This is a genomic window from Gammaproteobacteria bacterium, assembly GCA_016716465.1.
GTDB lineage: Bacteria > Pseudomonadota > Gammaproteobacteria > SZUA-140 > SZUA-140 > JADJWH01.
In genome coordinates, this window is sequence record JADJWH010000001.1 from 1,378,783 (window position 1) to 1,405,607 (window position 26,825).

The following is a 26,825-nucleotide window of genomic DNA, read 5'->3' on the forward strand; positions in this document are numbered from 1 at the left end:
CGCTTCCCTAAAGGGCGGCGAATCCGCGCTTCAGGTCGGTCATGAGGTCGTCGACGTCCTCCAGGCCGACCGCGATGCGCACCAGCCCTTCGCGGATGCCGGCGGACTCGCGCGCCTCCGCCGTCAGGCGTCCGTGGGTAGTGGTCGCGGGATGCGTGATCGAGGACTTCGTGTCGCCGAGGTTGGCGGTGACGGAGATCAGCTTTACCGCATTGATGAAACGCCAGGCCTCGGCGCGGCCGCCCGCCAGCTCGAAGGCCAGCAGTCCGCCGAAACCGCTCTGCTGGCGCCGCGCCAGCTCGCGCTGCGGATGTTCCGGCAGGCCGGCGTAGTACACCCGCCGCACGGCGGACTGCCCTCCGAGCCACTCAGCCAGACGCTGCGCGCCGGCGCTGTGCGCCTGCATGCGCACGGCCAGCGTCTCCAGTCCCTTGAGGAACACCCAGGCATTGAACGGGCTGAGGCACGCGCCCGTCGTGCGCAACGCGCCGTAGACGTCCTTGCCGACCAGCGCCTCGCTGCCGACGACGGCGCCGCCGACACAGCGCCCCTGGCCGTCGATGTACTTGGTCGCCGACAGCACGACGATGTCGGCGCCCAGCGCCAGCGGGCGCTGCAGCGCCGCGGTGCAGACGGTGTTGTCGACCGCCAGCAGGCAGCCGTGGCGGTGCGCCAGCGCGGCGAGCGCGGCGATATCGGCGATCTGCGCCAGCGGATTGGCCGGCGTCTCGACGAACAGCAGGCGGGTGTTCGGCCGCAGCGCGGACTCCCACGCCGCCAGGTCGGTCAGGGGGACGAAGCTCGTCTCGATGCCGAAACGCCCGAGGTAGGTGCCGAACAGCAGCGCGGTATTGCCGAACACCCCGTGCGCGCACACCACATGGTCGCCTGCCTTGAGCAGGCCGAGGCAGGCGGTGAGTATCGCCGCCATGCCGGATGAGGTCGCCACGCAACGCTCGCCGCCTTCGAGCGCCGCCAGCCGGCGCTCGAAGGCATTGACGGTGGGATTGGTGAAGCGCGAATACACATTGCCGGGCTCCGCGCCGGAGAACCGCGCCGCCGCCTGCTCGGCGCTGCCGAACACGAAGCTGGAGGTCGTGAAGATCGGCTCCGATTGCTCGCCCTGCTCGGTGCGCCGCACCCCGGCGCGGACACCGCGGGTCGAGAACCCGTATTCGTCGAACTCATCCGTCATCGCACGCCTCCCGGCAACACGCGGCCATTTGCCATGGCCCATAAACGAAAAAACCCGCAACGGCGCGCGCCAAAGCAGGTATTCCGCTTTAGCCGCATTTATTACGCGCCCGCAAGCTGAAGATCAAATCGGCGCATGCGCAAAGGGTAGAAAACGCACCGCGGCTTGTCAAGCCGCGGTGCCGCGCTTACAGGCTCAGCATGCTGCTGCCGCCGGCTTCCTTGCCGCGCCGGATCTTGTTCTCGTCGCTACGCTGGCGCTCGAGCGCCAGCAGGTAATCCGCGGTGACGTCGCCGGTGACGTACTCGCCGTTGAAACACGAGGTGTCGAAGCGCTTGATGCGCGTATTGCCCTTGCCCACCGCCTTGATCAGATCGCTCAGGTCCTGGTAGAAGACGGCGTCCGCGCCGATCCGGCGCGCCACCTCCTCCTCGCTGCGGTTGTGCGCGATCAGCTCGTGCGCGGCCGGCATGTCGATGCCGTAGACGTTGGGATAGCGCACCGGCGGGGCGGCGGAGGCGAAATAGACCTTCTTCGCGCCGGCGTCGCGCGCCATGCGGATGATCTCGTCGGAGGTCGTGCCGCGCACGATGGAGTCGTCCACCAGCAGTACGCTCTTGTCCTTGAACTCGAGGTCGATGGCGTTCAGCTTCTGGCGCACGGATTTCTTGCGCATCTGCTGGCCCGGCATGATGAAGGTGCGCCCGATGTAGCGGTTCTTGACGAAACCCTCGCGGTAATTGACGCCGAGCTCGTGGGCGAGCGCCAGCGCGGCGGTGCGGCTGGTGTCGGGGATCGGGATCACGACGTCGATGTGATGGCCGGGGAAATCCCGCTTGATCTTCGCGGCGAGCTTCTCGCCCATGCGCAGCCGCGCCTTGTACACGTAGATGTCGTCGATCACCGAATCCGGGCGGGCGAGATAGACATACTCGAAGATGCAGGGCGAATGCTGCGGATTGTCCGCGCACTGGCGCGAATAGAGCGCGCCGTCCATGGAGATGAACACCGCCTCGCCCGGCGCGATGTCGCGCACCAGCTCGAAGTCGAGCACGTCGAGCGCGACGCTCTCGGAGGCGATCATGTACTCGGTGCCCTGGTCGGTCTCGCGCTTGCCGAACACGATCGGGCGGATGCCGTAGGGGTCGCGGAAACCGACGACGCCGTAGCCGGTGATCATGGCGATCGCGGCGTAGCCGCCGCGGCAGCGCCGGTGCACCCCGGCGACGGCGTCGAAGATATCGTTCTCGTCGATGTGCATCTTGCCGCTCTTCTGCAGCTCGTGGGCGAACACGTTGAGCAGCACCTCGGAGTCGGATTCGGTATTGATGTGGCGCTTGTCCTCGCGGAACAGGTCCTGCTTGAGCTTCTCCGCGTTGATCAGGTTGCCGTTGTGGGCCAGCGCGATGCCGTAGGGCGAGTTGACGTAGAACGGCTGCGCCTCGGACGGCAGCGTGCAGCCGGCGGTCGGATAGCGCACATGGCCGATGCCGCAGTTGCCGCGCAGGTTGATCATGTGCGAGGTGTCGAACACGTCGCGCACCAGCCCGTTGTCCTTGCGCAGGTAGAACTTGGTGCCTTCGCAGGTCATGATGCCCGCCGCGTCCTGTCCGCGGTGCTGCAACACCGTGAGCCCGTCATACAGCGACTGATTGGTATTGCTGCGGCGCACCGCGCCGATAATGCCGCACATTGCCTACCCTCCGTCCGCGAATTCGCCCGCGGCCCGCGGAATCGATTGCACGATCCCGTTCGCGGCGCCGCCCAAGCCATCCCACGCCCAGTCCGACAGGATGGTGAAATAACCGATCAGCCGCGACTGCTGCCAGGCCGCGTCCTGCGCCAGCGGCGTCAGCGCCGCCACCATCACCAGCACGGCCGCCACCACGACGCCGCGCAGCGCGCCGAACAGCGCCCCGAGGGCGCGATCGGCGAAGCCCAGCCCTCCCGCGCGCACCAGCCGCGATACGAGACTGGCGAGCAGCATGCCGGTGAGCAGGACGACGAGGAAAATGAGCAGGAATGCCGTACCGATCCGTACGCTTTCATAAGGGACCGCTCCCTCCAACAGCCTGGAGGCCGGATACGAATAGTGAAAGGCCAGCCAGAAAGACAATACCCATACCGCCAGTGAAATGACCTCTTTTACGACGCCGCGGAACAGGCTCAGCAATGTCGACAGCGCGATCACGACGATGATGACTATATCAAGCCACGTCATCCAGGCGAGGCCTTATTCTACCACTATTCGGTGCGCGTGCCGCGCCCGTCATAACTGACCACCACGGCCTGCAGCTTCATCTCCCGGGCCACTTTCTCGCGCACCTGATCGCTGCGGGCGCGCTCCATCTCGGGACCGATGCGCACGCGCAGCACCGGCTTGCCGTCGATTACCTCCCGGTCGATGAACACCGCCTTGTAGCCCTTGGCGCGCAACTGGTCGCGCAGCGCGCGGGCATTGTCCTCGCTGGAAAAGCTGCCCACCTGGACCACCCACACGGCAGGCCGGCCCGCAACCGGCTCCGCGGGCGCCGCCGGGGCGACGGGCTCCGCATCGACCGGGGCGACGGCGCCCCCCGGCGCGACCAGCGGCACCTCCTCGATGCGGAAATCGCGCGGCTGTTCCGGGATATTGTCCCGCGCGGACAGATGGAGCTGTCCGGCGTCGAAATCGAGCACCAGCGGGACCACGATCACCGCCAGCGCGATGAGCACCAGGGCGCCCACCAGGCGGTGCTGGAGATTCGGCCGCTGGCCTTCCTGCTGTCTGTATTCCTTCATGACCGTGCAGATTCTAGCTCAGAGGATGCGTCGATGACACCGCCGCCCAGCGCGCGCATGACCGCGCCGACGGTATAGAACGAACCGAAGACCACGATCCGGTCTCCGGACCGAGCCGCGGACCGGGCGGCCCGCACCGCGGCCGGCGGGTCCGCGCAGACGCTGACGCCCGCCTCCGGCGCATGGAGGAGGATCCCCGCGCGCAGGCGCTCGACCGGCGCCGCCCGCTCCACCGTCAGCGCGCCCAGGTACCAGGCGTCCACCATGCCGGCCAGGGACGATATCATACCGTCGATGTCCTTGTCGCCGAGGATGGCCGCCACCGCGAGCGTGCGCCCCGGAACCGGCCGCTCCGCCAGCGTGCGCGCCAGCGCCTGCGCGCCCTCCAGATTGTGGGCGACGTCCAGGATGCACGGCACCCCGTCCACGAGCAGACATTGAAAGCGCCCGGCCAGGGAAACCGACCGCAGGCCTTCTTCCAGGGCGGCGCGCCCCACGTCCAGCCGGTCCTCGAGCAGGCGCAGCGCCATCAGCGCCCCCGCAGCATTGCGGTACTGGAATCCGCCCGCCAGGGCGGGCGCCGGGAGGGCTTCCCGCCGGATCCCCCCGCCCCACCACGACCAGGCGCCGCCCGCGCCGGCGGCCGCCTCATAGCCGAAATCCCGCCCGATTCGATGCAAGCCGGCCCCCACGGCGGCGGCCGCGGCGACCAGGGAGCGCGGCGGGTCGGGGTCGCCGCAGACCGCGGGACGGCCGCACCGGAAGATCCCCGCCTTCTCCGCGCCGATGGCCTCGCGGTCGGGACCGAGCCAGTCCACATGGTCGATGGCGATACCGGTCACCAGCGCCACGTCGGGATCCACCAGATTGACCGCGTCGAGGCGCCCGCCCATGCCCACCTCGAGCACGGCGACATCGGGCCGGGCACGCGTGAAATGATCGAGCGCCGCCAGCGTGCCGAATTCGAAATAGGTCAGGCTGACGTCGCCGCGCGCGCGGTCCACGCGCTCGAAGGCCGCGCACAATTCCGCGTCGCCCGCCTCCCGGCCGCCGACACGCACGCGCTCGTTGTAACGCAGCAGATGGGGCGAGGTATAGGTGGCGACGCGATATCCCGCGGCCGAGAGAATGGCCTCGAGCAGCGCGACGCTGGAACCCTTGCCATTGGTCCCCGCCACCGTCACCACGGGACAGGGCAACGCGGCGTCGAATCCGAGCGCCGCGGCGACGCGGCGCACGCGCTCCAGTCCGAGTTCGATGCTGCGCGGATGGAGGCCTTCCAGCCAGGCGAGCCAGGCGTCGAGGGTGTCGAAGCGCATGGGTTTCAGGGGGTAGCGCGGACGGCGCGCGACGGGATCACGCCGGCGGGCGCTTGGTCATCATCGCGAGCAGGCTGTGGATCTTGTCGCGCATGTTGCGCCGGTCGATGATCAGGTCGATCGCCCCGTGCTCGAGCAGGAATTCACTGCGCTGGAAACCCTCCGGAAGCTTCTCGCGCACGGTCTGCTCGATCACGCGCGGTCCGGCGAAGCCGATCAGCGCATTGGGCTCGGCGGCGTTGATGTCACCGAGCATGGCGAGACTGGCCGACACGCCGCCCATGGTGGGGTCGGTCATGACGGAGATGAACGGGATGCCCTTGGCGTTCATCTTGGCCAGCACCGCGCTGGTCTTCGCCATCTGCATCAGCGACACCAACGCTTCCTGCATGCGCGCGCCGCCGCTGGCCGAGAAGCACACCAGCGGGATGCCGCGCTCGAGACAGATGTTGGCGCCGCGCACGAAGCGCTCGCCCACCACCGACCCCATGGAGCCGCCCATGAAGCTGAACTCGAAGGCGGCGGAAACCAGCGGCAGCCCCTTCACCTTGCCCATCATGACGATCAGCGCGTCCTTCTCGCCGGTCGCCTTCTGCGCCTGGATCAGACGGTCGCGGTATTTCTTGGAATCGCGGAAGCGCAGGAAATCCAGCGGTTCGATCTCGGCGCCGATCTCGACGCGCGGGTCGGGATCGAGGAACATGTCGAGGCGCGCGCGCGCGCCGATGCGCTCATGGAAACCGCACTTCGGGCAGACCCCGTAGCTGCGCTCGAGCTCGGCGCGATAGAGGATCTGGCTGCAGGAATTGCACTTGGTCCACAGGCCCTCGGGGATGGATTTCTTGCGTCCGCCTTCGGTGCGGATCTTGGTGGGCAGCAGTTTCTCAAACCAGTTCATCGTTCAGCGCGACCCATCCCCGATTGCTTGTCGTGTTCCATCCCGGCCGCCCGTCAGCGGCCCGCCGCGTCGATCGCCCGCCGCATCCCGGCCAGGCGCTCGCCGATGACGGCGCCGATGTTCGCGGTATCCGCGCCGGCATCCTCGATGATCCTGACCAGCGCGCTGCCGACCACCACGGCATCGGCCACCGCGGCGACGGCCGCGGCCGAGGCCGCATCCCGGATGCCGAAGCCCACGCCAATCGGCAGCTCCGTGCAGGCGCGGATCTCCGCCACCTTGGCCCGGACCGAGGCCACATCCAGATTGGCCGCCCCGGTAACCCCTTTCAGCGACACATAATAGAGGAAACCCCGGGCCGACGCACTGATTGCGCGCAGCCGCTCCGGCGTGCTGGTCGGCGCGATCAGGAAGATCGGATCCAGCTCCTGCCCGGCGAGCGCCCCGAGCAGATCCCCGGCCTCTTCCGGCGGCAGATCCACGGTCAGCACGCCGTCGACTCCGGCCTCCGCCGCGGCCCGCGCGAAGGCGGCGTAACCCATGGCCTCGACCGGATTCAGGTAGCCCATCAGCACCACCGGCGTCGCGGCGTCGTCGCGCCGGAACTCGCGCACCATCTCCAGCACACGGTGCAGGCTGACATGATGGGCGAGCGCGCGTTCGCTGGCGCGCTGGATCACCGGCCCGTCCGCCATCGGATCGGAGAACGGCACGCCCAGCTCGATGACGTCGGCGCCGGCCGCCTTCATCGCGTGCATCAGCGGCACGGTCAATTCGGGCGCGGGATCGCCCGCGGTCACATAGGGAATCAGGGCCTTCTTCCCGGCGCCGCGCAGCCGTTTGAAACACTCCGCGAGCCGGCTCATACCTTGATCCCCTCGCGCGCCGCGACCGTATGGATGTCCTTGTCGCCGCGGCCGGACAGGCTGACAACGATAGTGCGGTCCTTCCCCAGGGTCGGCGCCAGGCGGGCCGCGTAGGCCAGCGCGTGGCTGGATTCCAGCGCCGGGATGATGCCTTCGATCCGCGTCAGCGCATGGAAGGCGTCCAGCGCCTCGCCATCGGTGATGGAGACGTAATTCGCCCGCCCGCTGTCCTTCAGCCAGGCGTGCTCGGGGCCGACGCCGGGATAGTCCAGGCCGGCCGAGATCGAATGGGTCTCGATGATCTGGCCGTCGTCGTCCATCATCAGATAGGTGCGGTTGCCGTGCAGGACGCCCGGACGGCCGGCGCACAGCGGCGCCGCGTGATGCCCGGTGCGAATGCCGTCGCCGGCGGCCTCGACGCCGTAGATCGCGACCGCGCCGTCGTCCAGGAATGGATGAAACAAGCCGATCGCGTTCGAGCCGCCGCCGACGCAGGCCACCAACGCGTCCGGCAGGCGCCCCGTCTGCGCGAGACACTGCGCGCGCGCCTCGCGCCCGATCACGGACTGGAAGTCGCGCACCATGGCCGGATACGGATGCGGGCCGGCCACGGTGCCGATGATGTAGAAGGTGGAGTCGATGTTGGTGACCCAGTCGCGCATGGCCTCGTTCAGCGCGTCCTTCAGCGTGCGCGAGCCCGATTCGACCGGGACCACCTCGGCGCCGAGCAGGCGCATGCGGTAGACGTTGATCGACTGCCGCTTGATGTCCTCGGCGCCCATGTAGACCACGCACTCCATGCCGAAGCGCGCCGCCACCGTCGCGCTGGCCACGCCGTGCTGGCCGGCGCCGGTCTCCGCGATGACGCGCTTCTTGCCCATGCGGCGCGCGAGCAGCGCCTGTCCGATGGTGTTGTTGATCTTGTGCGCGCCGGTGTGATTCAGATCCTCGCGCTTGAGATAGATCTGGGCGCCGCCCAGCTCGCGACTCCAGCGTTCGGCGTGGTAGAGCGGCGACGGCCGGCCCACGTAGTACTGCAGATCGCGGTCGAACTCGGCGAGGAATTCGGGATCCTTGAGGTAATGCTCGTAGGCCTGGCGCAGTTCCTCCAGCGGGGCCATCAGGGTCTCCGCCACGAAACGTCCGCCATAGGGACCGAAATGCCCTGCCGCGTCCGGCAGGCTGTTCCAGTCAGGCTTTGTCTCAACCGTTTTTGCCACGACTCTCCACCTCAGGATTATTGACCAGTCTCGCGGTCGCCGGTCTCCGCGTCGACGCGCCGCACCGCCGCGAAGAAGGCGGCCATCCGCGCCGCGTCCTTAACTCCCTTCGCCGCCTCGACGCCGCCGCTCACGTCCACGCCGTAGGGCCGCACGGCGCGAATCGCCTCCGTCACGTTCTCCGCCGTCAGTCCTCCGGCCAGCAGGATGTGCGCGCCGGGTCGCGCGGGCACCTCGCCCCACGCAAACGTCGTCCCGGTTCCTCCCGCCACCCCGGGGCGATAGGCATCGAGCAGCAGCGCACGGGCGTCGTGATAGCGCTCCGCCTCCGCCCGCACATCGATGCCCGGCCGCATGCGCACCGCCTTGATGTAGGGCAAGCCGAAACGGCGGCAATCCGCCGGGGGTTCATCGCCGTGGAATTGCAGGATGTCGACGCGCACCCGTGCGAGCACGGCCGCGATCTCCGCGGCGGCGGCGTCGACGAACAGGCCCACGGCCTGGACGAATAGCGGCAGGCCGGCCGCGATCTCGGCCGCGCGGGCGATCTCCACATGGCGCGGGCTGCCTGCATAGAACACCAGCCCGATGGCGTCGGCGCCGAGCGCCGCGGCGGCCGCCGCGTCCTCGGTCCGGGTAATGCCGCAGATCTTAACACGTGTGCGCATAAGGTCGACTACAAGATACTCGAGAAAAGATGAAAGGGGAAAGACAATTCCCTGATCCACTGAAGAATCCTTCGACGGAGGGGCATGATCTCACCACACCCCGGGCCGGCCCGGCTCATACGGGATGCCGTACGCCTCGGGATATTCGACACCCACGAAATAGAGCCCGCCGGGCACGGCGTTCACCCCGCCCAGACGGCGATCGCGGTGCTCCAGCACCTCGCGCGACCAGTCCGTGTCCCGTTCACCGGCGCCGATCGCCATCAGCACGCCGGCGATGTTGCGCACCATGTGGTGCAGAAAGGCGTCGGCCACGATGTCGATGACGACGAATTCGCCGCGCCGCTGCACCTCCAGGCGCTGCACGGTGCGTACCGGGCTCCTGGCCTGGCAGGCATAGGCGCGATAGGAGGAGAAATCGTGACGGCCGACCAGGTGGACGGCCGCCGCGCCCATCCGGGCGGCGTCGAGCGCGCGATATTCCCACGCGACCGCGTCCGCCGGCAGTGCCGGCCGCACGGGGGTGTTGTGGATCACATAGCGGTAATGGCGCCGCACGGCCGAGAAGCGCGCGTGGAAATCGTCCGCCACCGGCCGCGCCCAGCGTACGCTGACATCCGGCGGCAGATGGGTGTTGGCGCCGAACACCCAGGAGCGGTCGCGGCGCCGCGCCGTGGTATCGAAATGCGCGACCTGCCCCAGCGCGTGCACGCCCGTGTCGGTGCGTCCGGCGCAGGCCACGCGCACCGGATGATCGGCCACGCGGGAAAGCGCCGCCTCGATGCAGGCCTGCACGGTGCGCACATCCTGCTGCAACTGCCAGCCGCAGAAATGCGTCCCCGCGTACTCTATGCCCAGCGCGACGCGCATCAGCGGAAGCTTCCGGGGCAGCCGGCGGCGGGAAACGCGGCGGGGAGGCGCGGCCTCCTGTCATTCTCTATAATCATCGTTCATCAAAGCCGGAGCACGGAACGCCATGCACCCATTGCATAACCTGTTCGACAACAACCGACGCTGGGCGCAGCGCATGACGCGCGTCGATCCCGATTTCTTCAGGCAGCTGACCGAACAGCAGTCGCCCGAGTACCTGTGGATCGGCTGCTCCGACAGCCGCGTGCCCGCCAACGAGATCGTCGGGCTGCCGCCGGGCGAGCTGTTCGTCCACCGCAACGTGGCCAATATTGTAATCCACACCGACATCAATTGCCTTTCGGTCCTGCAGTACGCGGTGGACGTGCTGGGCGTTAAACATATCATCGTGTGCGGGCACTACGGCTGCGGCGGGGTCAGGGCGGCGCTGGAGGACAAGGCGCACGGCCTGATCGACAACTGGATCCACAACGTGCGCGAGATCTACGAACTGCACCGCGAGCGCATCGACGCGGAGACGGACGCCGCGCGGCGGCTCGCCCAGATGTGCGAACTCAACGTGATGGAACAGGCGAAGAAGGTCTACCGCACGACCATCGTCCAGCAGGCGCTGCAACGCGGCCAGCCCCTGAGCATACACGGCCTGATCTACGACATCGCGGACGGCATCCTCAAGGACCTCGAGGTGCGCTTCCCCTGACCTCCCGGAAACGCTCCGCGGGGCTACTTCAGCGACTTGTAGTGGTTGATCAGCCCGCGGGTCGAGGCATCGTGGGTCTGCACGGGTGCCGTGCCGCCGAGTTCCGGCAGGATCGACGAGGCGAGCTGCTTGCCGAGCTCCACGCCCCACTGATCGAAGGAGTTGATATTCCAGATCACGCCCTGGGTGAAGATCTTGTGCTCGTACAGCGCCAGCAGCATGCCCAGCGTGTACGGCGTTAGGCTGCGAAACAGGATCGAATTGGTCGGGCGGTTGCCCTCGAACACCTTGTGCGGAATCAGGCGTTCGGCCGCCTCGCCGCGGATGCCCGCCGCCTCCAGCTCGGCACGCACCTCGTCCGCCGTCTTGCCGCGCATCAGCGCCTCGGTCTGGGCGAAGAAGTTCGACAGCAGGATGCTGTGGTGCGCGCCGACCGGGTTGTGCGAACGCGCGGGGGCGATGAAATCCGCCGGCACCAGCGCGGTGCCCTGGTGGATCAGCTGATAGAACGCGTGCTGGCCGTTGGTCCCCGGCTCACCCCAGATGACCGGACCGGTGGCGTAATCGACCGTCGCGCCGCCGCGGTCGACATGCTTCCCGTTGCTCTCCATGTCGGCCTGCTGCAGATAGGCCGGCAGCCGCTCCAGATACTGGTCATAGGGCAGAATCGCGTGACTGCGGACGCCGAAGAAATTGTTGTACCAGACGCCGAGCAGGCCGAGAACCGCGGGAATGTTGCGCTCCAGCGGCGCCGTGCGGTAATGCTCGTCCATGGCATGGGCGCCTTCCAGCAACAGCTCGAAGTTGTCCATGCCGATCGCGATCGCGATGGACAGCCCGATCGCGCTCCACAGCGAATAGCGCCCGCCGACCCAGTCCCAGAACTCGAACATGTTGGCGGTGTCGATGCCGAAGGCGGCGACCTCGCGGGCGTTGGTCGACAGCGCCACGAAGTGCTTGGCGATGGCGCCCTCGTCGCCGCTCGACTGCACGAACCAGTCGCGCGCGGTGCGCGCGTTGGCGAGCGTCTCCTGGGTGGTGAAGGTCTTCGATGAAATGATGAACAGCGTCTGTTCCGGCGGTTTCTGTTTCAGCGTCTCGATGATGTGCGTGCCGTCGACATTGGAGACGAAGTGCACGCGCAGGCCGGTGCGGACGTAGGGTTTGAGCGCGCGTACCACCATCGCCGGCCCGAGGTCGGAGCCGCCGATGCCGATATTGACGACGTCGGTGATCTTCTTCCCGGTATAGCCCTTCCAGTCGCCGTTGCGCACGGCGTTGCTGAAGGTGCGCATCCTCGACTGAACCGCGTGTATCCTCGGCATGACGTCGACGCCGTCGACGAGAACGGGGCGGCCGGAACGGTTGCGCAGGGCCGTGTGCAGCACTGCGCGATTCTCCGTGAAGTTGATCTTCTCGCCGCCGAACATGCGTCCGATCTGTTCCGGCAGGCCGGCCTGCCGCGCCAGCTCGGTGAGCAGACGCATGGTCTCGCCGGTGACGCGGTTTTTCGAGTAATCGACCAGGAAGTCGCCGAGCCGGAGCGAGAAGGCCTCGAATCGCCGCGGATCGGCCTGGAACAGCTCGCGCATGTGCAGGTCCCTGACCTGACCGTAATGCGCCTCAAGGGCGCGCCAGGCGGCAGACTGCGTCAATCCTGACATGAATAGATCCTAATAGGCCTCGGAGCTGACGTCACTTCCATCCAGGGAGAGCTTATGGCGCCAGAACTGGTCATCGCGGTCGAACAGCCGGTAGGTGCCGCGCGGCCCCCAGGTGCCGGCGGCGTAGGTGTTGATGAAGTCGCGCTCCATGGACCACACCTTGAGTATCGGATCGACCACGCGCCAGGCCCACTCGACCTCGTCGTAGCGCAGGAACAGGGAGTGGTCGCCCTTCATGGTGTCGAGCAGCAGTTCCTCGTAGGCATCCGCCTCCTTGTCGTCCTTGGAACGGTAGCTGGCGTCCAGGCTGATGGTGCGCGTGCGCATCTCCAGGCCGTGCACCTTCACCTGGATCTCCATCTTCAGACACTCGTTCGGCTGGATACCCATCAGCAGCCAGTTCGGATTGATGCGCTCCAGTCGGGTGTTGCGAAACAGATGGTGCGGCGGCTCCTTGAAACGGATCGTGATAGCGGAACTCGCCTCGGCCATGCGCTTGCCGGTGCGCAGGTAAAACGGCACGCCGCGCCAACGCCAGTTGTCGACGTAGAGCTTGAGCGCGGCATAGGTCTCGGTGATGCTGGAGCGATCGACGCCCTCCTCCTCCAGGTAACCCGGCACCGCCTTGCCGTTGGAGGTCCCCTGCGCGTACTGGCCGCGAAAGGCGTGCGCGTGCACCGCGTTCTGGGTGATCGGCCGGATCGACTTCAGCACCTTGACCTTTTCGTCGCGCAGCGATTCGGCGTCCATCATTGCCGGCGGCTCCATCGCCACCAGCGCGAGCAGCTGCATCAGATGGCTCTGCAGCATGTCGCGCAATGCGCCGGCACCCTCATAGTAGCCGGCCCGACCCTCGATGCCGCGCGTCTCCGAGTGCGTGATCTGCACGTGGTCGACATAGTCGCGATTCCACAACGGCTCCAGCAGCAGGTTGGCGAAACGGAACACCAGGATGTTCTGCACCGTGCCCTTGCCGAGATAATGATCGATGCGGAAGATCTGTTTCTCGTTCAGGTGACGCGCGATCCCCTGCTGCAGCGCCTGCGCGCTCAGCAGGTCGTAGCCGAAGGGTTTCTCGATCACCACGCGGCGCCAGCCGGCGCTCTGCTTGAGCAATCCGACTGCGCTCAGGTGTTCTATCGCCGGGCCGAAATCGGCCGGCGGTATCGCCATGTAAAAGACCACGTTGGGAGAGAACAGTCCATAGTTGGCGAGCTTCTCGCCGAGGCTGGCATACGCCTGCGCGTCGTCGAAATTTCCCTGCGCGTAGTGCAGCCGGGCGCGGAAACGGTCGAAGGCGGACTGGTCGTACCCATGCGGATACTTCTCCGCGAGCATCGTCGCGACCTCGTCGATCCAGCGCTCGTTGTTCCACTCGCGGCGCGCGAAGGCGACGATCGTCAGCTTCTCCGGCAACCGCCCCTCGACCTCGAGCGAGAACAGCGCCGGAACGAGCTTGATGCGCGTGAGATTGCCGGTCGCGCCGAAGATGACGAGCGTGCACGGATCCATGGGGATCAGTTTCCGTCCTTGTCCCGCGTGGTGATCGCATGGCCGCCGAAGGCATTGCGCATCACGGAGATCATCTTGTTGACGTAATCGCCACCGTGCTGGCTCGCGAAGCGCATGTGCAGCGCCAGGCTGATCACCGGCGCCGGCACGCCCTGGCTGATCGCTTCCATCACCGTCCAGCGCCCCTCGCCGGAATCGGCCACCACCGGCGCGATGGAATCGAAACTTTGATCGCTGGCCAGGGCAGTGGCGGAGAGATCGAGCAGCCAGCTGCGCACGACGGAGCTGTGGCGCCAGAGCTCGGAGATCTGCGCCAGGTCGAGCGAGAATTCCTTCTTGCCGCGCAGCAGGGCGAAGCCTTCCGCATAGGCCTGCATCATGCCGTACTCGACGCCGTTGTGGATCATCTTGGTAAAATGCCCCGCGCCGCGCGGACCGACATGGGCCCAGCCCCGGTCCGGGGCGGGCGCGAGCGCCTTGAGGATCGGCTCGATCACCTTGACGTGGACCTTCTCGCCGCCGGCCATCAGACAGTAGCCGTTGTCCAGCCCCCACACCCCGCCCGAGGTCCCGACGTCGACCAGTCCGATGCCGGACTGGGCCAGCATGGCGCCGCGGCGCTGGGTGTCCTTGTAGCTGGAATTGCCGCCGTCGATCACGATGTCGCCGGACGAGAGGCGCCGCTCCAGCTCCTTCATGGTCTTTTCGGTGGCGTCGCCGCTCGGCACCATGACCCAGACGACGCAGGGCGAATCGAGCCGCTTGACCAGGCCGCCGATGTTGGGCGCGCCGATCATGCCGACCTCGTCCACCAGCGCCTGCCGTTCTTCCTCACTCGGGCTGTAACCGACCACCTCGAAATCGGCCCGACGCAAGCGGCGCACCATGTTGCCACCCATCTTGCCCAGCCCAATGATGCCAAGTTTCATCGTCCGGCTTCCTCTATAATGGTCGCCGCGGTTAACCGCGGCGAGAATTGAACTCTAAATTGATATATGGGATAACTGACCCTGGATTCACAACGCCCTGTCGCCTCCGGTCATGTCCGGCAATGTGTCCGTATGGTACCTGCGATGCAGGGAAAAGATAAACCGTCCCTGGAGATATCGACTCGCCCCGTATTTTATTAAGCGGGCGACATCGAGGCGGAATACGGCCGGTGAACGGGCCGTCGTCAATCACGACAAACCATCATTCGAAGGCGGAAATCCTCCCACCATTCGGTCATGAGCGTCAATAAGATCCTGTTCGTCACCAGCGAGATCCACCCCCTGATCAAGACCGGCGGCCTGGCGGATGTCTCGGCCAGCCTGCCGAAGGCGATCAAGGCGTTGCGGCGCGACATCCGCATCCTGCTCCCCGCCTATCGCAGCGTGCTGGCCTCCGTCGGCCCGACCCAGGAGATCGCCGTGTTCCCGTGCCCCCCGGCCGGTGAGCCGGTGCGCCTGCTCGAGACCCATCTGCCGGGCACCTCCATCAGGATCTGGCTGGTCCATTCGCCAGCCCACTTCGACCGCGACGGCGGCCCCTATCTCGGTCCCGACGGCCGCGACTGGCCGGACAACGCCGAACGCTTCACGGTGTTCGCCCGCGCGGCGGAAGCCGTCGCCCTCGACCGGGTCGGCCTGTCCTGGCGCCCCGAGCTGGTGCACTGCAACGACTGGCAGGGCGGGCTCGCCGTCGCCCTGTTGACGCGTCACCCGGCGCGCCCCGCCACGCTGTTCACGATCCACAACCTCGCCTATCAGGGGCTGTTTCCGGCCGCGACCTTCCATCGGCTGGGACTGCCGCCCGAGCTGTGGTCGATGCATGGGCTGGAATTCTACGGCCAGATCTCCTTCATCAAGGGCGGTATCGCCTACGCCGACATGATCAGCACGGTAAGCCCACAATACGCGCAGGAGATCTGCACGCCGGAATTCGGCTGCGGACTCGAGAACCTGCTGCAGCACCGTTCCGACCGCCTCGTCGGCATCCTCAACGGGGCCGACTACAAGGAATGGAATCCGGCCAAGGACCCGCTGATCCCGCAGAGATATAACGCCTTCAGCCTGCACAAGAAGCCGGTCAACAAGGCCGCCCTGCAACAGCATTTCGGGCTGGCGGTCGACGACACGGTGCCGCTCGTCGGCATGATCGGCCGGCTGGCCGAACAGAAAGGCTTCGACCTCATGCTCGCGGCCCTGCCCCAACTCCTGCGCCAGCCGGTGCAACTGGTCGTGCTCGGCAGCGGCGACCGGCAGCTCGAAGAGCGCTTGCGCCTGGCGGTCGCCTCCCATCCCGGCCGGGTGGCGGCCCACTACGGCTACAGCGAGGCGCTCGCGCACCAGATCGAGGCGGGCGCGGACATCTTCCTGATGCCGTCCCGCTACGAACCCTGCGGTCTCAACCAGATCTACAGCCTGCGCTACGGCACGGTCCCCGTGGTGCACCGCACCGGCGGCCTCGCCAATACCGTGGTCGACGCGACCGACGAGACCCTGCGGCGCGGATCGGCGACCGGATTCATCTTCGACGAACCGACCCCCGCCGCCCTGCTCGCCGCGCTCGGCCGGGCACTGGCCTGCTACCGGCAGCCGCGCGCCTGGAAGCGTCTGGCCTACATCGGCATGCAGCAGGAGTTCGGCTGGCGCCAGAGCGCGCACCAGTACGCGGAGTTGTATCAGCGCACCGCGACACTCGCCGCCGCGCAAGCGCGCGGTTGATCGGCTATAATGCGCCCTGCCTTATGAACAAGACCGCCATCGAAAAGCACGCCGCGCGCCTGACCCGCAAGGACGCGAGAATGGCCGTGCACGACCAGAGGCTGCGCGCGCGCGTCAAGCTGTTCGGCAATCTGCTCGGCAAGGTGCTGCATGCGCAGGCGGGCGGCCGCGTGTTCACCGCGGTCGAGACGCTGCGCAAGGGCTACATCCAGCTGCACCGGGAGGAGTCGCAGCGCAAGCGCGCCGCGCTCACCCGGCTCATCCGCCGGCTCGACCCCGAGATCATCACCCACGTGGTACGCGCCTTCAGCAGCTATTTCAGCCTCGTGAACCTGGCTGAGGAGGTGTTCCAGCACCAGCTGCGCCAGCGTCAGCGCCGCGTCGGGAAACCGCTGTGGACCGGCTCCTTCGAGGAGGCCCTGCGCGGATTCCGCCGCGACCGCATCAGCGCCGCCCAGCTCCAGAGCGTGCTCGACCGGCTGAGCTACAACCCGGTGATCACCGCGCATCCCACCGAGGCGAAGCGGCACACCATCATGCAGATCCTGCGCCGCATCTTCGTGACCAGCCAGCAGCTCGACGACACGCAACTGTCGCGGGAGGAGCGCGAGGATGTGCACCGCGTGCTGGAGGCCGAGATCCAGACGCTGTGGAAGACCGACGAGGTGCGCGGTCAGAAGCCCAACGTGATCGGCGAGATCCGTCACGGCATCTACTATTTCCAGGACAGCCTGTTCCAGGCGGTGCCGGCGATGTACCGGGAACTGGAAGCGACCATCGACCGCGTCTACGGCGATGAGGACGGAAACGGTGCCGGGATCTCCCTTCCCAGCTTCATCCGCTTCGGTTCCTGGGTCGGCGGCGACCGCGACGGCAACCCCAACGTGACCCCGGATGTGACGGCGGTCGCCGTGCGCCTGCACGCCATCGCCGCCATCCAGGAATATCTGCCGCGGGTGACCCAGCTCGGTCATGAGCTGACGCAGTCGAAGCTGCTCTGCTCGCCGTCCACCGCGCTGCTCGCCAGCCTCGACGACGACGAACGTTACGCCGAGCCGGCCCTGGAGGACGCGGACCGCTTCCGCGACGAACCGTACCGGCGCAAGCTTTACATCATGCGCTACCGGCTGCAGCAGATGCTGAACCACACGCGGCGCCGGCTCGAGGGAGAGGACGACTCCCCGCCGCGCGCGGCCTACGACAGCTCGAACCAGCTGCTGCGCGACCTGTACCTGATCCGCGACTCCCTGTGCGGCCATGGCGACCACAACATCGCCGAGTTCGGTCTGAAGGACCTGATCCGTCTGGTGGAGACCTTCGGATTCTTTCTGGTCCAGCTCGATCTGCGCCAGGAATCCTCGCGCCACACCGACGCGGTCGCCGAGCTGCTGAAGGCCGCCGATGACACCGAATACGGCGAGCTCGACGAAAGCGGCCGCGTCAGACTGCTGTCGCGCCTGCTCGAGCGCGACCCCCTGCACGTCGACCACAGGGCGCTGACGCCGCCCACGCGCGAGACACTGGAGGTGTTCGAGGTCATGGCCTCCATGCGCACGGAGGTGAGCGCCGAGGCCTTCGGCAGCTACGTGATCTCGATGACGCACTCGGCCAGCCACGTCATGGAAGTGATGTTCCTCGCGCGCCAGGCCCGGCTGCTGGGTCGCAACCACGACGGCTCATGGTTCTGCCACCTGAGCGTCTCGCCCCTGTTCGAGACCATCGACGACCTCAACCGCATCGAACCGGTGATGCGCGACCTGTTCAACAGCCCGACCTACATGGCGCTGCTGAAGGCGGCGGGCAATGTGCAGGAGATCATGCTGGGCTACTCCGACTCGTGCAAGGACGGTGGCATCCTGGCCTCCTCGTGGGCCCTGTATCAGGCCCAGATCAAGATCACCGCGCTCACCGCCCAGCACCGCATCGAATGCCGGCTGTTCCACGGCCGCGGCGGCACCATCGGACGCGGCGGCGGACCGACCCACGAGTCGATCCTGTCCCAGCCGCCCGGCACCGTGCAGGGCCGTATCAAGTTCACCGAACAGGGCGAGATGGTCTCCTACAAGTACAGCAACAAGGAGACCGCCATCTACGAACTCGGTGTCGGCGTGACCGGCCTGCTCAAGGCGAGCAAGAGCCTGGTGCAGCCCGTTAAGAAGGTCAGCCGCCGTCACAGCCAGATCATGGACGAGCTCGCCGGCCTCGGCGAAGCCGCCTACCGCCGGCTGGTGGACGAGACGCCGGGGCTGCTCGACTATTTCTACGACGCCACGCCGGTCAACGAGATCGGCCTGCTCAACATCGGCTCGCGTCCCAGTCATCGCCGCAAGACCGATCGCACCAAATCCTCGATTCGCGCCATCCCCTGGGTGTTCGGCTGGGCGCAGTCGCGCCACACGATCCCGGCCTGGTACGGCATCGGCTCCGCGCTGCAGCAATGGTGCGAGGACGATACCAAGCGCCTCGAGGAGCTGCGCACGATGTACCGCCAGTGGCCGTTCTTCCGCGCGCTGCTCAGCAATACCCAGATGTCGCTGTTCAAGGCGGACATGACGATCGCGGGGGAATACGCCGAACTGTGCGGCGACGGCAAGCTGGCGGCGAAGATCTACGGCATGATCAGCGAGGAATACCGTCGCACCGTCGTCCACACTCTCGCCGTCGCGAAGGCGAAACAGCTGATCGAGGAAAACCCGGCGCTGGCGCTGTCACTGTCGCGCCGCAACCCTTATCTCGACCCGCTCAGCCACATCCAGATCACTCTGCTGAAGCGCTGCCGCGACCCCGAGCTGGGCGCGAAGGAGCGGGACATCTGGCTCAATCCGCTGCTGCGCTCGATCAACGCGATCGCGGCCGGCATGCGCAATACCGGCTGAGACCCGCCGCACGCGCGCGGGACGGCGGGACTGTCGGAATACTACTCGGGAAAGAGGCCGGCGGCCGCCGGCTCAGGCGACCTGACGCGGGATATGGTTCCGCGTGTGGGTGATCCGGTTGTGTTCGTCCACGTATACCAGGGTCGGCTTGTGGTTGGCCAGTTCCTGGGCGTTCAGGGTCGCATAGATGCAGATGATGACGCGGTCGCCGGGAGAGGCCTTGTGCGCGGCCGCGCCGTTCACCGAGATGATGCCGGAGTCGCGTTCCGCGCGGATCGCGTAGGTCGTGAAGCGCTCGCCGTTCGCGAGGTTGTAGACCTGGATCTGCTCGAACTCGAGGATACCCGCGGCCTCCAGCAGGGCCTCGTCGATCGCCATCGAACCTTCGTACTCCAGCTCGGAGTGGGTAACCCGCGCGCGGTGGAGTTTTGCCTTCAGTAAGGTGCGTTGCATCTAGCGATTCGCCTTTAACCGGTTAACAGCATGTGCTGCATAAAATTTCCGTGGATTTTAGCATCCCGCGGGCGGGATACAAACTCGCCACGGAAAAAGCCTTGCAGCAATGGGAGTTAGGCCAATAAGGTGAGACCGACATTATCAATCAGGCGGGCCCTGCCGAGATGCGCCGCCGCCAGCACGCGCAGGTCGCGATCGGCCGGTCCCGCCGGCTCCAGATCGTTGGCCCGCCTCACGCCGAGGTACTCGGGCCGGAAACCGGCCGCCTCCAGCGCTCGCAACGCGGACGCCTCCAGCGCGGAATAATCGCGCCGCCCCACAAGGATCTCGTCGCGCACCGCGCACAGGGCGCGGTACAGCTCCGGCGCCCGGCGGCGCTCGGCCGGCGCGAGATAGCGGTTGCGTGAGCTGTACGCCAGGCCATCCTCCTCGCGCACGGTCGCGACGCCGACGACGCGGAGCGGAAGATGGAGATCCTCGACCAGGCGCCGTATGACCAGCAACTGCTGATAATCCTTCTCGCCGAACACGGCCGCATCGGGCCGGACCAGGTTGAACAGCGCCGCGACGACGGTCGCGACGCCGGTGAAATGCCCGGGACGGAACGCGCCGCACAGGATCGTGGACAGACCGGGGACCTCGATCCGGGTCGCCGCCGCCATGCCGCGCGGATAGATCTCCGCGGCGGCGGGCATGAACAGGGCGTCGACGGCGGCCGCGTCCAGCAGCGCGCGGTCCTCCTCCGGCGTACGCGGATACGCCGCGAGGTCCGCGCCATCGTTGAACTGCAGCGGATTGACGAAGACGCTGACGACGACGCGCCCGGCCAGCGCGCGCGCCGCATGCACCAGCTCCAGATGCCCGGCGTGCAGGTTTCCCATCGTGGGCACGAAGGCGATCGACTCCCCGGCGCGCCGCCAGCGGCCGGTGAGTTCCCCGATCTCCTCGCCCGTGACGGCTGCCAGCATCAGGAATACGCGTGCCCGGCGCCGGGAAACTCGCCCGCCTTCACCGCGCGCACATACTCCTCGACGGCCGCCTGCACGCTGCCGCGGCCGGCGAGGAAGTCCCTGGAGAAGCGCGGGCGCCGGCCCGGCGTGAGGCCCAGCATGTCGTACAGCACGAGCACCTGGCCGTCGCAGCCCGCTCCCGCGCCGATGCCGATCACCGGCAGTTCGGTGGCGGCGGTGATCCGCGCGGCCAGCGCGGCGGGCACGCACTCCAGCAGCAGCACGTCCGCCCCGGCCTGCTCGAGGATCTTCGCGTCCTCGAGCAACTCCGCCGCGGCGCGCTCATCGCGCCCCTGCACCTGGTAACCGCCCAGCTTGCGCACCGACTGTGGCAGCAGCCCGAGATGGGCGCACACCGGGAGCCCGTGTCCGCTCAGCAGACGCACGGCGTCGGCCATCACGCGGCCGCCCTCGATCTTGACGATATGCGCGCCGCCTTCCTGCATCAGCCGCGCCGCGTTGGCCAGCGCCTGCGCCGGAGTGGCCGCGCTCATGAAGGGCATGTCGCTCATGATCAGCGCGCGCCGGCGCGCGCGGGCGACGCAGCGGGTGTGATAGATCATGTCGTCGAGCGTCACCGGCAGTGTCGTGTCGTGCCCCTGCACGACCATCCCGAGACTGTCGCCCACCAGCAGCACGTCGACGCCCGCCGCCTCGAGGACGTGGGCATGGCTGGCGTCATAGGCGGTGAGGCAAGCGAAGCGGCCGCCCGCGCGCTTCACCGTGCGCAGCGTGGTCAGGGTAATCTCGACGGGTTCAGAGGACATGGCAGTCGCCGAACGGCTCCGGCCGCGGCCTTACAGCGCCAGCGGCAATGGGTTGAAGTAGTGGCGCCCGCTGCTGATGCCGCGGATGCGCTCCACCAGCGCCTCGTAGTCGCGACCGCTGTTGACCAGGTCGATCTCCGCGGCGTTCACGATCAGCAGGGGGGACGCGTCGTAGTAATGAAAGAGGCGCGCGTAGGCGTCCACCACCCGCTGCAGATAATCCGTCTCGATCAATTGCTCATGGGCGATGCCGCGCGCGCGGATGCGGCCGCGCAGCACCTCCACCGGCGCCTGCAGGTAGATCACCAGATCGGGCACCGGCGCCTCGAAAGTCATCTGATTATACACCTGCTCGTACAGCTTGAGTTCCTCGTCGTCGAGCGTGAGGCTGGCGAACAGCCGGTCCTTCTGCAGCAGGAAGTCGGCGATGCGCACCGGCTGGAAGATATCGCCCTGACGCAGCGCCTGCATCTGGCGCGCGCGCTGGAACAGGAAATACAACTGGGTCGGCAGCGCCGCCTCGCGCGGATTGCGATAGAAGCGCTCGAGAAACGGATTCTCGGCCGCGCCTTCCAGCAGCAGTTCGCCGCTGTCGAAGGTCTGCGCGAGACGTCTGGCCAGGGAGGTCTTGCCGACGCCGATCGGCCCCTCGACCACGAGGTAATTACGACGCGGCGATTTCATCGCGGTTCTCCACTCGTTGCAGTCCGCGCCGCGGACACCGCCGCAGACAGTCGCTCAGGGCTCCGATACCCGGGATCACGAGCACGGGATCGATCTCGGACATAGGATACAAAACGAAATCGCGCCGAACCATTTCCGGATGCGGCACCGTCAGCCGCGGTTCGCTGTAGCGATGCTCCCCGTAGAGCAGCAGATCAAGATCCAGCGTGCGCGGACCCCAGCGCTCGCCCGGACGCCGCACGCGTCCCTGGCGCACCTCGACGGCCAGCAGCTCGTCCAGCAGTTCGGACGCGGACAAACGCGTCTCCAGCAGCGCGACGGCATTGATGTAGTCGGGCTGCGGCGCAGCGCCCAGCGCGGGACTGCGATACAGTGAAGACCGCGCCACGCAGCGAGTCTCGCGCAGCGCGGCCAGCGCGTCGAAGGCGCGCTCGACCTGACGCAGCGGATGCTCGAGATTGCTGCCAATTCCCACGAAGGCACGCACGTCCCGGGCGCCGGCCGCCGGTCCGGACTCCGTCATGCGCTGACCGTCCATCTGCGTCCCGCCGGCAGGCAGCCGCTACGGCTGGTCGCCGCTCTGTCCGACCGCTTCCGCACCGGACCGGCGCCGCCCCCTGCGCCGGCGCTTGCGCCGGCCGTCGCCGCCCGCCCGTTTGGCGGGCTGCTCGCACAGGGCCTGCCGTCCATCCTCGTCCGTCTCCTGCATGCGCGTCCACCACTCGCACAGCTCGCCCAGATCCTCGCCCGCCTCGCAGCGCAGCAGCAGGAAATCGTAGGCGGCGCGAAAGCGCGGGTGCTCCAGCAGGCGCAGCGCCTTCTTGCCCGCATTGCGCTGCAGGCGCGGCTGCATCTGCCAGATCTCGCGCATCGGCAGCGAAAAGCGCCGCGGCAGGATGGCGTGCTGGCTCTGCTCCTGCATGACCTCGCGCGCCGCCTGCTGCAGCGCGGGCATCTCGGGCTGTCCCTGTTGTTGCAGTTCCAGCACCCGCTCGCGCATCGGCGTCCACAGGAAGGCGGCGTACAGGAAGGCCGGGGTGACCGGCTTGTCCTGCGCGATCCTGGCGTCGGTGTTGGCCGCGGCGCGCATGATCATGGCGGGCGCGACGCCCTCGCGCGCCGCGCTCATGCTGCGCTCGGCGCCCGGGAACAGGTGCTGAAAGAGATCGTAGTGGCGCAGCATTTCCACCGTCTGCTCGGCGCTGCCGGACAGGAACAGCTTCAGCACCTCCTCATAGAGCCGCGCCGGCGAGATGCCCGACAGCAACGGCGCCAACGTGCGCAGCGGGGCCTCGGTCTGCGGATGCAGGCGAAACCCCAGCTTGACGGCGAAGCGCACGGCGCGCAGCATGCGCACCGGATCCTCACGGTAGCGCGTCTCCGGATCGCCGATCAGGCGCAGGACACCCGCGCGCAGGTCCTCGACCCCGCCCACGTAGTCGACCACGCTGAAGTCATCGATGTTGTAGTACAGCGCGTTGACCGTGAAGTCGCGGCGCCAGGCGTCTTCCTCGATCGTCCCGTAGACGTTGTCGCGGATGATGCGGCCGTTCTCGACCAGGCGGTCCTCGCCGTCGTCTTCCTCGGAGGCGAGCGCACGGAAGGTCGCGACCTCGATGATCTCGCGCCCGAAGTGCACATGCGCGAGATGGAAGCGGCGCCCGATCAGGCGGCAGTTGCGAAACAGCTCCTTCACCTGCTCCGGGTGGGCGTCAGTGGAAACGTCGAAGTCCTTGGGCTCGCGCCCCAGCAGCATGTCGCGCACGCAGCCGCCGACGAGGTAGGCGGCATAGCCCGCCTCCCGGAGCCGGTACAGGACCTTCAACGCATTCTGATTGATCCCCGCCCGGGATAGAGTGTGTTCGGCACGGGGAATGACGAGGGGATTACTGATGATGCTGTCCCTTTCTGCTGACTGGTTATTCCTGAATTGTTTTCAATGGCTTGTACAATGCCGGAAGACCCGTATAATAGCCGAAATCCACGGGACAGCCTACTGTCCCGACTTCCCGGCAGATTCCACGCACGCTCCCTTCGTCTAGCGGCCTAGGACACCGCCCTCTCACGGCGGGAACAGGGGTTCGAAACCCCTAGGGAGCGCCATCTTAATCAATAGCTTAGGTTACCCAGGCCGCGCCGGCCACACACCACCGGACGGGTCGATGGACGACTTCTGATCAAGCCGGGAAATCCGAACCGATTCCGGCGCCCGCCGGGGCCGGCCGCTGCAGACCCGTCTTGCGAGGAGGGGATTAGCCGGGGGGCATCTTCGGCGGGTTCCACCAACGCCCATTCGGTCCATCCTGCATCATCCGAACCGGGCCTCTATAGGTTTTATTACTCGGTGTCGCCGCGCCCTTGCCGAAGTCTATTTTATAGGCCTGATCAGGGTGGCCCTTCCTTTCCATGCCGGTCCAGAACGCCCGGGATGGCGTCCCCGGAAATACCTCCAGGTTAACCCTGGGGTCGAAGCACTGCCGTTCGACGATAGAGGCCAGTTCCGGGACGAAGGGAAGTCTCCAGGCGCTGGATCCGCCAAATTTGTTTTTATTCACTTCCGCTACGACGTCTACGGCTTCCTGCCAGCTAAAGTCCTTCGCGTCTCCCGCGCACTCCTTTCCATTCCAGGTTTGACCCAGCGCACAACGCATCCAGGTGATCTCTGTTTCCTTATCCGTCACCGTGCCGTTTTCGTTGAAGACATAACGAGATGTCGGCGTCGATACCGGGAAATCGGTTCGGCAGGTCTGGGCCGCCAGGGCTGGTGATGCAAGAAAGATAACGGCGAGAATGGAAACGGTCGAACGGATGCTGTTTCGCATAAACCTCATGCCCCTTATTATGTTTATATATGCCCCTTGTGGTAACAAGATGCAGATTGTGGACCGCTAACAGATGCCGATTTTTTTGGCCTGAAAAATAGAAACAGGATACTCACCCGCAGGACAATCCCTGCGGGTGAGTATTCCTGCGTTTCAATCACAGACCCCTAGCGATTACCTTCATCATCGGTGGGATACCCAACCCCGCTCTTCACCACCGGAGCTGTCTGCCTGTTCTCACCGGGATTGAGCGGCGCGCCACGATTCATGTAGGTCGCGTAGGCCTCCATCGCGATCATCTCCTTGCTGTCCAGGGGATAACCCTTGCCTTGTTGCACGACCTGCATGCACCAGTTGAACATCTCCCGCATCGTACCGACCTTACCCAGGTTGGTCTGGAACTTGGGCCAGGACTCGGGTTGGGTCGCCGATGCGTCAGGGTGACAATTGGCGCAGCCAAGCCCGTTGGTACTCAGCTCCTTGTGTGCGCCACCTTCACCTTCACCGGTATGCCACAGTTGATCCCCGTAAGCGACCATTTCCATGAGTCTGTCAAAATCGGCGGCGTTATCCAGCGGATCCTTCGCTTGCGACGGTCCGCTCATCGCAAGGGCCAGCACACCCGCACCCACCGCCACGGCTCCGATTTTGGCAAAACGTCCGTTTTTATATGTCTTCATTCTCATATCCTCCTCAAGCGATTATAGCTTTACGCCACGCGCGACAGCCTCGGGGATGCTGCTCGGGACGAACGGATCGTAGTGCATGACACCCGAACCATCGGCCATGACATCGACGTGGTGCACACCCATGCCGTCTTTGAAGTTCCCGGGATCGAGCCGGTTGTGACGGATATTCGGATACGGCAGAGCAACGGAGGGATACGGCCACGGCCAGGAGGTAGAGGAGGTCCCCACCGAACTGATGTTGCCAATCTTGTTAAAGACCACCTGGTGGACATGCCCATGGACGGCCATGACATTGTCGAACTTTCTCAGAATGCCACGGATCTCAGCGGCATCCTTGGTGGCAAAATTCCATCTTGGATAGTAATCCCAGAGGGGTGAGTGGGAAAAGAAGATGATCGGGGTATCGGGACTCACTTTCTTGACGTCTTTCTCCAGCCAGGCAAGGCCGTCCGCCTCTACGCCCCAGGGTCCGCAGGAATTGCACTCGAGCTCCAGCACGCGGCCCATACGTTCCTTGGGGGTCAGGCCCGGGCCCGTCCAGAAGTCATCGATCTTGATGGAGTTCATGCCGATAACATGGGCGCCGTTATGATCGATGGACCAATTCTCCTGACCAAACATGCCCCGCCACGCCTTGCCCATATCCAGGTACCAGTCGTGCTCACCCGGGATGACCTTGTAGGGCATCTTGAGCTTGTCCAGCATTCGCTTGCCCTTGGCGATCTCCGATTCCAGGCCGGTTTGCCCGATATCACCGGCGTAGATCACCATATCCGGACGGGGGTTCATATTGTTGATCATGTTGACGGCATCCATGAACATGCCGTCGAAGCGGTGATCCTTGATGTCATACAAGTGGCCGTCGGTCATCACCGCAAAGGTGAACGGCTTGATTTTCTTTGTCGCTGCTTGTGCTACACCACCCAGGCCAATCATGCTCCCTGCACTGGGTGCGAACACACCTGCGATCATGGTAGCAGCGGCGCCCTTCGTCGCCACGCCTAGAAAATCTCTTCTGGTTATCTTTTCCTTATGGGAAAAAGCGGACTGATCTTTATCTTCCATTTTGCAACCTCCTCTTGCTGTTTTAGTTTTTACATAAAAAACTTGATTCAAGGTGGAG

At 66.1% G+C, this 26,825-nt stretch carries 25 protein-coding genes and 1 tRNA gene; 4 read left to right on the forward strand and 22 right to left on the reverse strand.

Annotated features, from left to right (window positions below; all coding sequences use genetic code 11):
* Positions 1-7: 7 nt before the first annotated feature.
* The 10 genes from IPM20_06600 to truA all read right to left on the reverse strand — a co-directional run bounded on the left by IPM20_06600 (position 8) and on the right by truA (position 9,817).
* Positions 8-1,195, reverse strand: a complete 1,188-nt coding sequence (locus IPM20_06600; protein ID MBK9131294.1) for an O-succinylhomoserine sulfhydrylase — start codon at positions 1,193-1,195, stop codon at positions 8-10.
* A 187-nt stretch (positions 1,196-1,382) separates the two neighbouring features.
* Positions 1,383-2,888: an amidophosphoribosyltransferase gene (gene purF / locus IPM20_06605; protein ID MBK9131295.1), complete on the reverse strand. Its 1,506-nt coding sequence runs from the start codon at positions 2,886-2,888 to the stop codon at positions 1,383-1,385.
* Positions 2,889-2,891: 3 nt separating this feature from the next.
* Positions 2,892-3,416 carry a CvpA family protein gene (locus IPM20_06610; GenBank protein MBK9131296.1) on the reverse strand — a complete coding sequence of 175 codons (525 nt, stop codon included), beginning with the start codon at positions 3,414-3,416 and terminating at the stop codon, positions 2,892-2,894.
* Between the two features lie 23 nt (positions 3,417-3,439).
* Positions 3,440-3,976: an SPOR domain-containing protein gene (locus IPM20_06615; protein ID MBK9131297.1), complete on the reverse strand. Its 537-nt coding sequence runs from the start codon at positions 3,974-3,976 to the stop codon at positions 3,440-3,442.
* On the reverse strand, positions 3,973-5,295 hold the full coding sequence (gene folC, locus IPM20_06620; protein ID MBK9131298.1) for a bifunctional tetrahydrofolate synthase/dihydrofolate synthase: 1,323 nt from the start codon (positions 5,293-5,295) through the stop codon (positions 3,973-3,975). The genes IPM20_06615 and folC overlap by 4 nt, the downstream gene beginning before the upstream one ends.
* A 37-nt stretch (positions 5,296-5,332) precedes the next feature.
* The gene (locus IPM20_06625) at positions 5,333-6,193 is read right to left on the reverse strand and encodes an acetyl-CoA carboxylase carboxyltransferase subunit beta (GenBank protein MBK9131299.1); all 861 of its coding nucleotides are present in this window, start codon (positions 6,191-6,193) and stop codon (positions 5,333-5,335) included.
* Positions 6,194-6,246: 53 nt separating this feature from the next.
* Positions 6,247-7,059 carry a tryptophan synthase subunit alpha gene (locus IPM20_06630; GenBank protein MBK9131300.1) on the reverse strand — a complete coding sequence of 271 codons (813 nt, stop codon included), beginning with the start codon at positions 7,057-7,059 and terminating at the stop codon, positions 6,247-6,249.
* Positions 7,056-8,279 (reverse strand): tryptophan synthase subunit beta, encoded by a 1,224-nt coding sequence (gene trpB, locus IPM20_06635; GenBank protein MBK9131301.1) that lies wholly within the window; start codon positions 8,277-8,279, stop codon positions 7,056-7,058. Before trpB ends, IPM20_06630 begins: the two co-directional genes overlap by 4 nt.
* Positions 8,280-8,296: 17 nt before the next feature.
* Positions 8,297-8,947 (reverse strand): phosphoribosylanthranilate isomerase, encoded by a 651-nt coding sequence (locus tag IPM20_06640; GenBank protein ID MBK9131302.1) that lies wholly within the window; start codon positions 8,945-8,947, stop codon positions 8,297-8,299.
* A 90-nt stretch (positions 8,948-9,037) separates the two neighbouring features.
* A complete protein-coding gene (gene truA / locus IPM20_06645) occupies positions 9,038-9,817 on the reverse strand; it encodes a tRNA pseudouridine(38-40) synthase TruA (GenBank protein ID MBK9131303.1) in 780 nt (259 codons plus the stop codon).
* A 106-nt stretch (positions 9,818-9,923) separates the two neighbouring features.
* Between truA and can the strand changes: the two genes are divergently transcribed.
* A complete protein-coding gene (gene can, locus IPM20_06650) occupies positions 9,924-10,517 on the forward strand; it encodes a carbonate dehydratase (GenBank protein ID MBK9131304.1) in 594 nt (197 codons plus the stop codon).
* Positions 10,518-10,540: 23 nt separating this feature from the next.
* On the opposite strand, the gene pgi is transcribed toward can, so the two are convergent.
* From pgi to gnd, 3 genes are read right to left on the reverse strand one after another with little or no spacing between them, the layout of a single operon-like run.
* Positions 10,541-12,181 (reverse strand): glucose-6-phosphate isomerase, encoded by a 1,641-nt coding sequence (pgi, locus tag IPM20_06655; GenBank protein ID MBK9131305.1) that lies wholly within the window; start codon positions 12,179-12,181, stop codon positions 10,541-10,543.
* A gap of 9 nt (positions 12,182-12,190) precedes the next feature.
* Positions 12,191-13,693: a glucose-6-phosphate dehydrogenase gene (locus IPM20_06660; GenBank protein MBK9131306.1), complete on the reverse strand. Its 1,503-nt coding sequence runs from the start codon at positions 13,691-13,693 to the stop codon at positions 12,191-12,193.
* A gap of 5 nt (positions 13,694-13,698) precedes the next feature.
* The gene (gene gnd / locus IPM20_06665; protein ID MBK9131307.1) at positions 13,699-14,622 is read right to left on the reverse strand and encodes a decarboxylating 6-phosphogluconate dehydrogenase; all 924 of its coding nucleotides are present in this window, start codon (positions 14,620-14,622) and stop codon (positions 13,699-13,701) included.
* 297 nt (positions 14,623-14,919) lie between these two features.
* Here gnd and glgA point away from each other — a divergent pair, with 297 nt between their 5' ends.
* Both glgA and ppc read left to right on the forward strand, forming a co-directional pair.
* On the forward strand, positions 14,920-16,398 hold the full coding sequence (gene glgA / locus IPM20_06670; protein MBK9131308.1) for a glycogen synthase GlgA: 1,479 nt from the start codon (positions 14,920-14,922) through the stop codon (positions 16,396-16,398).
* 80 nt (positions 16,399-16,478) lie between these two features.
* Complete coding sequence (gene ppc, locus IPM20_06675; GenBank protein MBK9131309.1) at positions 16,479-19,274, forward strand: phosphoenolpyruvate carboxylase; 2,796 nt, start codon at positions 16,479-16,481, stop codon at positions 19,272-19,274.
* A gap of 72 nt (positions 19,275-19,346) precedes the next feature.
* Here the strand turns inward: ppc and IPM20_06680 are convergent, their stop codons facing one another.
* From IPM20_06680 to pcnB, 6 genes are all read right to left on the reverse strand, one after another.
* A complete protein-coding gene (locus IPM20_06680; protein ID MBK9131310.1) occupies positions 19,347-19,727 on the reverse strand; it encodes an aspartate 1-decarboxylase in 381 nt (126 codons plus the stop codon).
* 116 nt (positions 19,728-19,843) lie between these two features.
* Complete coding sequence (locus tag IPM20_06685; GenBank protein MBK9131311.1) at positions 19,844-20,698, reverse strand: pantoate--beta-alanine ligase; 855 nt, start codon at positions 20,696-20,698, stop codon at positions 19,844-19,846.
* Positions 20,698-21,507, reverse strand: a complete 810-nt coding sequence (gene panB, locus IPM20_06690) for a 3-methyl-2-oxobutanoate hydroxymethyltransferase (protein MBK9131312.1) — start codon at positions 21,505-21,507, stop codon at positions 20,698-20,700. The genes IPM20_06685 and panB overlap by 1 nt, the downstream gene beginning before the upstream one ends.
* A 30-nt stretch (positions 21,508-21,537) precedes the next feature.
* Positions 21,538-22,191, reverse strand: a complete 654-nt coding sequence (locus tag IPM20_06695; protein ID MBK9131313.1) for a deoxynucleoside kinase — start codon at positions 22,189-22,191, stop codon at positions 21,538-21,540.
* Positions 22,172-22,729: a 2-amino-4-hydroxy-6-hydroxymethyldihydropteridine diphosphokinase gene (gene folK, locus IPM20_06700; protein ID MBK9131314.1), complete on the reverse strand. Its 558-nt coding sequence runs from the start codon at positions 22,727-22,729 to the stop codon at positions 22,172-22,174. The genes IPM20_06695 and folK overlap by 20 nt, the downstream gene beginning before the upstream one ends.
* Positions 22,730-22,753: 24 nt before the next feature.
* Complete coding sequence (pcnB, locus tag IPM20_06705; GenBank protein ID MBK9131315.1) at positions 22,754-24,088, reverse strand: polynucleotide adenylyltransferase PcnB; 1,335 nt, start codon at positions 24,086-24,088, stop codon at positions 22,754-22,756.
* 130 nt (positions 24,089-24,218) lie between these two features.
* On the opposite strand from pcnB, the gene IPM20_06710 reads away from it, so the two are divergent.
* Positions 24,219-24,294: transfer RNA gene (locus tag IPM20_06710), tRNA-Glu, on the forward strand.
* A gap of 149 nt (positions 24,295-24,443) precedes the next feature.
* On the opposite strand, the gene IPM20_06715 is transcribed toward IPM20_06710, so the two are convergent.
* From IPM20_06715 to IPM20_06725, 3 genes are all read right to left on the reverse strand, one after another.
* Positions 24,444-25,013 carry a DUF1566 domain-containing protein gene (locus tag IPM20_06715; protein MBK9131316.1) on the reverse strand — a complete coding sequence of 190 codons (570 nt, stop codon included), beginning with the start codon at positions 25,011-25,013 and terminating at the stop codon, positions 24,444-24,446.
* Positions 25,014-25,180: 167 nt separating this feature from the next.
* Positions 25,181-25,693 carry a hypothetical protein gene (locus IPM20_06720; GenBank protein ID MBK9131317.1) on the reverse strand — a complete coding sequence of 171 codons (513 nt, stop codon included), beginning with the start codon at positions 25,691-25,693 and terminating at the stop codon, positions 25,181-25,183.
* A gap of 21 nt (positions 25,694-25,714) precedes the next feature.
* On the reverse strand, positions 25,715-26,767 hold the full coding sequence (locus IPM20_06725) for a metallophosphoesterase (GenBank protein ID MBK9131318.1): 1,053 nt from the start codon (positions 26,765-26,767) through the stop codon (positions 25,715-25,717).
* Positions 26,768-26,825: the final 58 nt, after the last annotated feature.